The 7,100-nt window shown below is 53.1% G+C and carries 5 protein-coding genes and 1 riboswitch; of the genes, 4 read left to right on the top strand and 1 reads right to left on the bottom strand.

The genetic code is table 11. The features are described from left to right. Positions 1-104: 104 nt before the first annotated feature. The 4 genes from ACYJL1_RS25920 to gcvP all read left to right on the top strand — a co-directional run bounded on the left by ACYJL1_RS25920 (position 105) and on the right by gcvP (position 5,787). The gene (locus ACYJL1_RS25920) at positions 105-1,151 is read left to right on the top strand and encodes an adenylate/guanylate cyclase domain-containing protein (protein ID WP_460899948.1); all 1,047 of its coding nucleotides are present in this window, start codon (positions 105-107) and stop codon (positions 1,149-1,151) included. Positions 1,152-1,247: 96 nt separating this feature from the next. Then, a riboswitch (glycine riboswitch) is annotated at positions 1,248-1,345 on the top strand. A gap of 157 nt (positions 1,346-1,502) precedes the next feature. Further along, positions 1,503-2,609 carry a glycine cleavage system aminomethyltransferase GcvT gene (gene gcvT / locus ACYJL1_RS25925; RefSeq protein ID WP_460899949.1) on the top strand — a complete coding sequence of 369 codons (1,107 nt, stop codon included), beginning with the start codon at positions 1,503-1,505 and terminating at the stop codon, positions 2,607-2,609. A gap of 5 nt (positions 2,610-2,614) precedes the next feature. Next, a complete protein-coding gene (gcvH, locus tag ACYJL1_RS25930; RefSeq protein WP_460899950.1) occupies positions 2,615-2,983 on the top strand; it encodes a glycine cleavage system protein GcvH in 369 nt (122 codons plus the stop codon). Positions 2,984-2,988: 5 nt separating this feature from the next. Continuing rightward, the gene (gene gcvP, locus ACYJL1_RS25935; RefSeq protein WP_460899951.1) at positions 2,989-5,787 is read left to right on the top strand and encodes an aminomethyl-transferring glycine dehydrogenase; all 2,799 of its coding nucleotides are present in this window, start codon (positions 2,989-2,991) and stop codon (positions 5,785-5,787) included. Positions 5,788-5,826: 39 nt separating this feature from the next. Here gcvP and ACYJL1_RS25940 read toward each other — a convergent pair whose 3' ends face one another. Further along, on the bottom strand, positions 5,827-6,885 hold the full coding sequence (locus tag ACYJL1_RS25940; RefSeq protein ID WP_460899952.1) for a GSU2403 family nucleotidyltransferase fold protein: 1,059 nt from the start codon (positions 6,883-6,885) through the stop codon (positions 5,827-5,829). Positions 6,886-7,100: the final 215 nt, after the last annotated feature.

Raw genomic sequence — 7,100 nt, forward strand, 5'->3', positions numbered from 1 at the left:
TCTTGGACAACGTTGAAAAGCGTCTACATAAGCACAAACGACTATCCGGAGATTCGCATGCTGATCAATCCGCCCAATTTATTTATGCTGCGGAGAGACCGGACATGAACAGATATTCCGGAGGATTCTGGTTATTCATTCTGTGCGTCGTTTCCATAAGCGGCGCACTTTTTAGCTGGGCATTTTACGGGGAGCCATCAATTGTAGGCTCTGTCTTTGCACTTTTTACGTGCATTCCCATCATTGCGCTTGAGCGTGGTGCACTGTTTCCCAGACTTTATGCAAGGATAGCTGCGCTTTCAACGCCGCTTTACCTGATTGCTATGCTGATCGTCACATATATATTGATGTATCTGGGTTCCGCATTGTGTCGGCTTCTACTCGGATGGATAGGTTATCAGACCTATGAATCATGGCGTGAAATCGCAATTTTACCGACCAGCGCAATGTTTGCTGCACTGGGTGTTTCGCTGATTGTAACCTTCGTTGCGCGCGTGCGTGAACTATTAGGCCGCGACGTATTTTCAAGTCTTCTCATTGGACGTTACCGCAAACCCATCGAAGAGGAGCGGGTGTTCCTCTTTATCGATCTTGTTGGATCGACGTCCTTTGCCCAAGAATTTGGTGACTTGCGGGCTCAGCAGTTCCTTGGTGCTTTGTTTGCGGCCTTTGCGGAGCCAGTGCGTCGACATTGGGGAACTATTGATGACTATGTTGGCGATGCCGCTATCATTACCTGGCCAATGGCGCGAGGCGTCAGGAATGGCAATAGCGTCAAATGCGTGTTTGCCATCCTCGATTCGATAGAGGCAGACCGGGAAAAATGGCTGAAAAATTTCGGACGTGTTCCGCAACTTCGCGCAGCACTACACGGCGGCCCCATTATCACCGCAGAAATAGGCGTCGACCATCACAAGATTACTTATTTCGGTGATACGGTGAACACCACTGCGCGGCTCGAAACGCTTTGCCGGACACTTGATGCGCCAGTGTTGATTTCGGGCGATCTCGCAAAGCGTATGGAGTTTGACGATGATATACAGCCGGAATTTCTTGGAATGCATGCGGTAAAGGGCAGGGGGCAAACGCTGGGAGTCATGGCTCTGAAGCGTGCGGCAAATATCTCCACTTCGACAAATTTTGTTCATTAAGCGTCAAATTTGCCATTTGTGCGGATGACACGCACGTTACGCTAGGCTATGGTCCGGGCTTGTCGAGGGCCTTGGGATTGAAGAATCAAAAGGCCCTGTCAGTTTGCGGGAGAGTGTTCTGGGCAGAAATGTGCAGAGCCACCGAAGGGGAAATCGCCCGAAATCTCTCAGGTACCGAGAACCGCAAACGGGTAAGGCAACTCTGGAAAGTCGGGGGAAACCTCGCGCCGAAGGTGTAAGTTCAGCTGGGACTGCGGTTCGATGCTGTGCGAGTCTCTCAGGCTTCCGACAGAGGGGCAAAGAAACATTCCGTCGTTGTGGCGGAGGTCTTTGCGCGACTCTGGAGTAGTAATGGGCAACGAAGAAGAACAATTAAAATCACTGCCGCTTGACGATCTGCATAAAGCCGCAGGCGCGCGCTTTGGCGGTTTTGCCGGATGGTCCATGCCCATCACCTATCCGTTAGGGGTGATGAAAGAACATCTGCACACGCGGACAAATGCCGGGCTTTTTGACATTTCCCATATGCAATTATTCGATGTGTCTGGGCCGGGTGCTGCTGCCCTCCTATCACGTGCATGCCCGCTCGATGCAGAGGCATTGCAATCGGGCCAATCCAAATACACCTTTTTCCTTGATGAGCAGGCAGGCATACTTGACGATCTTATTGTAACCCGTTTGGGTGCCGACCGTTATATGGTTGTTGCCAATGCAGGCAATGCGGCGGCGGATGAAGCGCACTTGCGTGGCGTTGCGATAGATTTTAACTGCAAGATCGATGCGCTGGACCGCGTATTTCTGGCTGTTCAAGGCCCACAAGCCGCAGACGTTTTGCACAAGGCCGGAATCAGTGGAACCGAGCTGGCTTTCATGCACGGCTTTGAGCCAAAACCAAGCTGGTTCATGAGTCGCTCGGGTTATACAGGCGAAGACGGTTTCGAGATTGGATTGCCTGCCGCCGATGCCCGTGAGCTTGTAAACAAACTTTTAATGGATGAGAGGGTGGCATGGGTCGGCCTTGCGGCTCGTGACAGTCTGCGGTTGGAGGCGGGCTTGTGCCTGCATGGCCACGACATAACCCCTGAATTTGATCCCGTAGATGCTGGCCTCGTTTGGGCAATTGGTAAACCTGTCCGCGAGAAGGCCGGGTTTATCGGTGCCGAGACGCTGCTCGACAAGATTGCCTTGGGTAGCGCGCGCAAGCGGGTTGGCCTGAAGCCGGACGGGCGCCAGCCGGTTCGTTCTGATACGATTCTCATTGATGCAGACGGCAAGCATGTCGGCATTGTTACTTCGGGCGGGTTCGGCCCCTCCGCCGGCCATCCGGTGGCTATGGGTTATGTCGATAAGGACATTCTTGCCGCGACGACGCCAATTTTTGCCGAAGTGCGCGGAAATCGCATCCCGGTCCACATTCATCCACTTCCCTTTACGCCACATCGCTACCACAAAGGATAATACAGATGGCAACCACTTATTTTACCGAAGATCATGAATGGGTACGCGTTGAAGGCGATATCGCAACAGTCGGTATTACCGATCATGCGCAGGATCAGCTCGGTGATCTCGTTTTCGTTCAATTGCCCGATATTGGGGCGAGCCTTTCCAAGGGGGACGCAGCTGTTGTTGTTGAATCGGTCAAGGCCGCTTCCGATGTCTATGCACCGCTGGACGGTGAGGTGACGGAAGTGAACGATGCGACCGCTAGCGACCCGGCTTTGGTCAATTCTGCCGCCACCAGTGATGGGTGGCTCTGGAAAATGAAACTTTCCAACACTGAACAATTAACTGGCCTGCTTGATGAGGCCGGTTACAAAGCGATTATTGGCTGAACATCATGAACAAAAGCATATTCCCCTTTACCGACAGGCACATCGGTCCAAGCATCCAAGGCTCGCGTGCCATGTTGGCTGCGCTCGGTATTCCGTCGCTCGATACGCTGATTTCACAGGCCGTGCCGAAATCTATCCGGCTCGAAAAACCCCTCGATATTCCCGAGGCGGTCAACGAAGCTGAAGCGTTGGCTGAACTGGCAACCAAGATGGGCCAGAACAAGACCTTCAAGAGTTTTATCGGTCAAGGTTATCACGGCACCTATGTCCCGGCGGTAATCCAACGCAATCTCTTCGAAAACCCGGCTTGGTACACAGCCTATACGCCATATCAGTCCGAAATCAGCCAAGGCCGTCTTGAACTCCTGTTTCACTTCCAGACACTGGTGACCGAGCTGACAGGTTTGTCTGTGGCCTCTGCATCGCTGCTTGACGAGGCGACTGCCGTTGCGGAAGCTGTGGGTATTGCCTATCGCCACCACCGCGAGAAGCGTACGCGTATTGTCCTTGCCGGGGACGTTCATCCACAAATTCTGGACGTGGTCAGAACCCGTGCTGAACCACTCGGCATGACGGTAAATGGCGGCGAGATCGATACGACTGCGGCTGCGATCATCGTACCTTGGCCGGACACATATGGCGTCTATAGGAATCACTCTGCCGCCATCAAGGCTGCGAAGGCCGCAGGTGCACTTGTCATTGCAATTGCGGATCCGCTGGCTCTGACAATCACTGCATCGCCTGCGTCGCTGGGCGCTGACATTGCTGCAGGTTCCATGCAACGCTTTGGCGTTCCTGTCGGATATGGTGGGCCACATGCCGCCTATCTCGCCGTTACGGAAAATCTGACCCGGCTTATTCCGGGCCGGTTGGTGGGGCAGTCGGTCGATAGCAAGGGCAGGGCAGGGTATCGTCTCGCCCTGCAGACGCGCGAACAGCATATTCGCCGCGACAAGGCCACATCCAACATCTGCACGGCGCAGGCACTGCTTGCAAACATGGCAGTATCCTATGCCATCTGGCATGGCCCGCAGGGGCTTCAGGCCATCGCCAGCCAGGTTCACGCAAAGGCTGCAAGACTAGCGGCAGCACTTGAGGCAGTGGGACTGAAGTTGAGCGGTTCGCAGTTCTTCGATACCGTCACGGTCAGCGTTCCGGGTCGAGCAGATTCTATTGCAGCGGATGCCGAAAAGGACGAGAGACTGCTCCGCTATATCGATGCAGACCGGCTTGGCATCACGGTCGATGAGACAACGACGGATGAAGATCTGGTTGCGCTTGCCGGCTTGTTCGGTGCTAAAGTGCTGAACGATCCAGGTTCGAAGCTGCCAAGCTCACGGCCGGCAGAAGGTTTCATGACACAGGCTGTTTTCCACCAGCAGCGTTCGGAAACCGAGATGATGCGCTTCCTTCGCCGGCTCGCTGATAAGGATCTGGCGCTTGACCGTGCGATGATCCCACTTGGTTCCTGCACGATGAAGCTGAATGCGGCTGCGGAAATGCTTCCCGTAAGCTGGCAGAGCGTTGCAAATGTGCATCCTTTCGCACCCGCTGATCATGCGTTGGGCTATAAGTCTCTGACCGATGATCTTGAAGCCTGGCTTTCAGAAATCACAGGCTTTGATGCGGTGTCACTTCAGCCAAATGCCGGAAGTCAGGGCGAGTACGCGGGTCTTCTGGCGATCCGCCGCTATCATCTGGATCGGGGCGATGATCATCGCGATATCTGCCTCATTCCAGAATCGGCGCATGGCACCAATCCTGCCAGTGCGCACATGGCGGGAATGCGGGTTGTCGTCGTCGCTTGTGAAGAGGCCGGTGATATTGATCTTGATGATCTGAAGGCAAAGGCCGAGTTGCACAGCGCCAATCTCGCTGCGCTGATGATCACCTATCCTTCAACCCATGGTGTATTTGAAGAGGGTGTCAAGGACATCTGCACTGTCGTTCACGAACATGGCGGTCAGGTCTATTTCGATGGCGCTAATCTCAATGCGCTGGTTGGACTTGCACGCCCCGGCGACATAGGCGCAGACGTGTGCCATATGAACCTGCACAAGACCTTCTGCATTCCGCATGGTGGTGGCGGACCTGGTGTTGGCCCTATCGGTGTCAAGAAGCATCTGGCTCCGTTCCTGCCCGGGCATGTGGCCGATGGCACTGGCAATGCGGTTTCGGCTGCACCATTCGGTAGCGCATCAATTCTGCCTATCACATGGATGTATATCCGTATGATGGGTGGTGCAGGCTTAAAGCGCGCAACCGAAATGGCGATCCTTAATGCCAATTACATCGCTGAACGATTGAAGGATTATTACCCTGTTCTGTTCAAGGGCCGTAATGATCGCGTCGCGCATGAGTGTATTCTTGATACCCGCGTGCTTAAAGAAAGTGCCGGTATCGGTGTTGAAGACATTGCCAAGCGTCTGATTGACTATGGTTTCCACGCCCCCACCATGTCCTGGCCAATTGCCGGCACGCTGATGGTTGAACCGACTGAATCAGAATCGAAGCGTGAAATTGATCGCTTCTGCGACGCGATGATTGCAATTGCGGGTGAGGCTGCAAAGGTTGCAAGCGGAGAGTGGCCGAGAGACGATAATCCACTCGTCAATGCGCCGCATCCTTCAGGCGATGTTTTGGCTGATGACTGGGCGCATCCCTATAGCCGCAAAGTAGCAAGCCTGCCCGGCGGTGAATCAGAGGACTTGCTGAAATATTGGCCCCCGGTTTCCCGGATTGATAATGTTGCAGGCGATCGCAATCTGGTTTGCTCTTGCCCGCCCATGACAGCATATAATTAAAGAATAAAGAGCGCCGGTTTTTCCGGCGCTTTTTTATGTCTACCAGTTGGGAGTGAGACGTGGAGCTTCGTTTTTGGCCGTAGGCGTGTTGAACTCCGGCGCCAGTTGACGCAAGGCAAAAGGCAAAGCCTGCAAATCACCCGATTGGAATGAGAGATGGGCAAGATACTTATTGATAAGCTCTGCAACGACGCGGGCCTGCTGCTCATCTCGCAAACGTTTGGCCGTATCTCGATCCGCACGACGCGAAAGCCATAATTTGTGAAGTGCAAAAGCCCTGGGGTCAGGACAGGTAAAGCTGAGTGGATAACCCCGCTCGTCCATGACCGTCACAGATGCCTTTGGACTGTTGACGAGCCATGCAAGCCCTTCGATTTCTATTGCCTGCAAATCTTCAGTATCCATGCTAAAGCGGGCGTTCTCGCTGGATGAGAAATTGTTTTTTGGCATAGGCCTGATGAGGTCGACCAGAAACCCATCACGATTTGCCGCCCGGTATCCACTCTTGGCCAGAGGGCGGAACGAGTGATCAATTTTCTGCAGCAGGCCTATCAGGCCTTTGTTAGAAAAGTCCTTGGCGATGAGCCGCAAACTGAAACGCGAATCCAGTAGCAAATCGACGTCCTGCGTCGACAACAACCCACTGCTGATATGAACAGCGGCCATGCGCTCATAGGAGAACAGGGCATTGGTGCCGACAACATCGATTGCCGTTCCGATAAGCCCAAGTTTATCGAGTTCGCGGATAATACGAGCCGTTAATAGTGGGACACGTCCAAGTGACATGGCTCTATTCACGGGCGCGAGCTGGTCGAGACGCTGTGCCAAGCGCGATATGCGGTCTTTCAAGTCGTCGCGACCCGAATGAAACTGTTTATAGATTAGTTCCGTTTCCAGTGATTTAGGACCAAGCGATTTCCAGATGCCCTTGGTCTTTTTGTAAAGGTAAGACTTGCCATTGGTGCTTTTCTTCCATGACATAGAGCCCGAAAACCGCTGCTCATATTCTTTCGCACTGGCTTGGTAGACGTCGTAAGCCTGGGCAGTGTCTACATGCTGGCGAAGTTGTTCTGATGATAATTCATTGAATTTACGCATATTATCCCTAGCTCATGCAGGAGCGCTTCAAATAGGGATAATACCCCATAGTTTTAAAGTGTAAAGCTATGATAATTAAACAGTTATCCCTTTTAGAGCATTCTACTCATGTATAAGGGATAATCAGTTCCATAACTACTCTTATGCGACTTAGATGTGTTGCAGCAATTTAGTAATGAGACATATGGGCAAATTAGAGGTGCGACAGCGCCTCT

It is taken from the genome of Phyllobacterium sp. K27 (assembly GCF_054796155.1).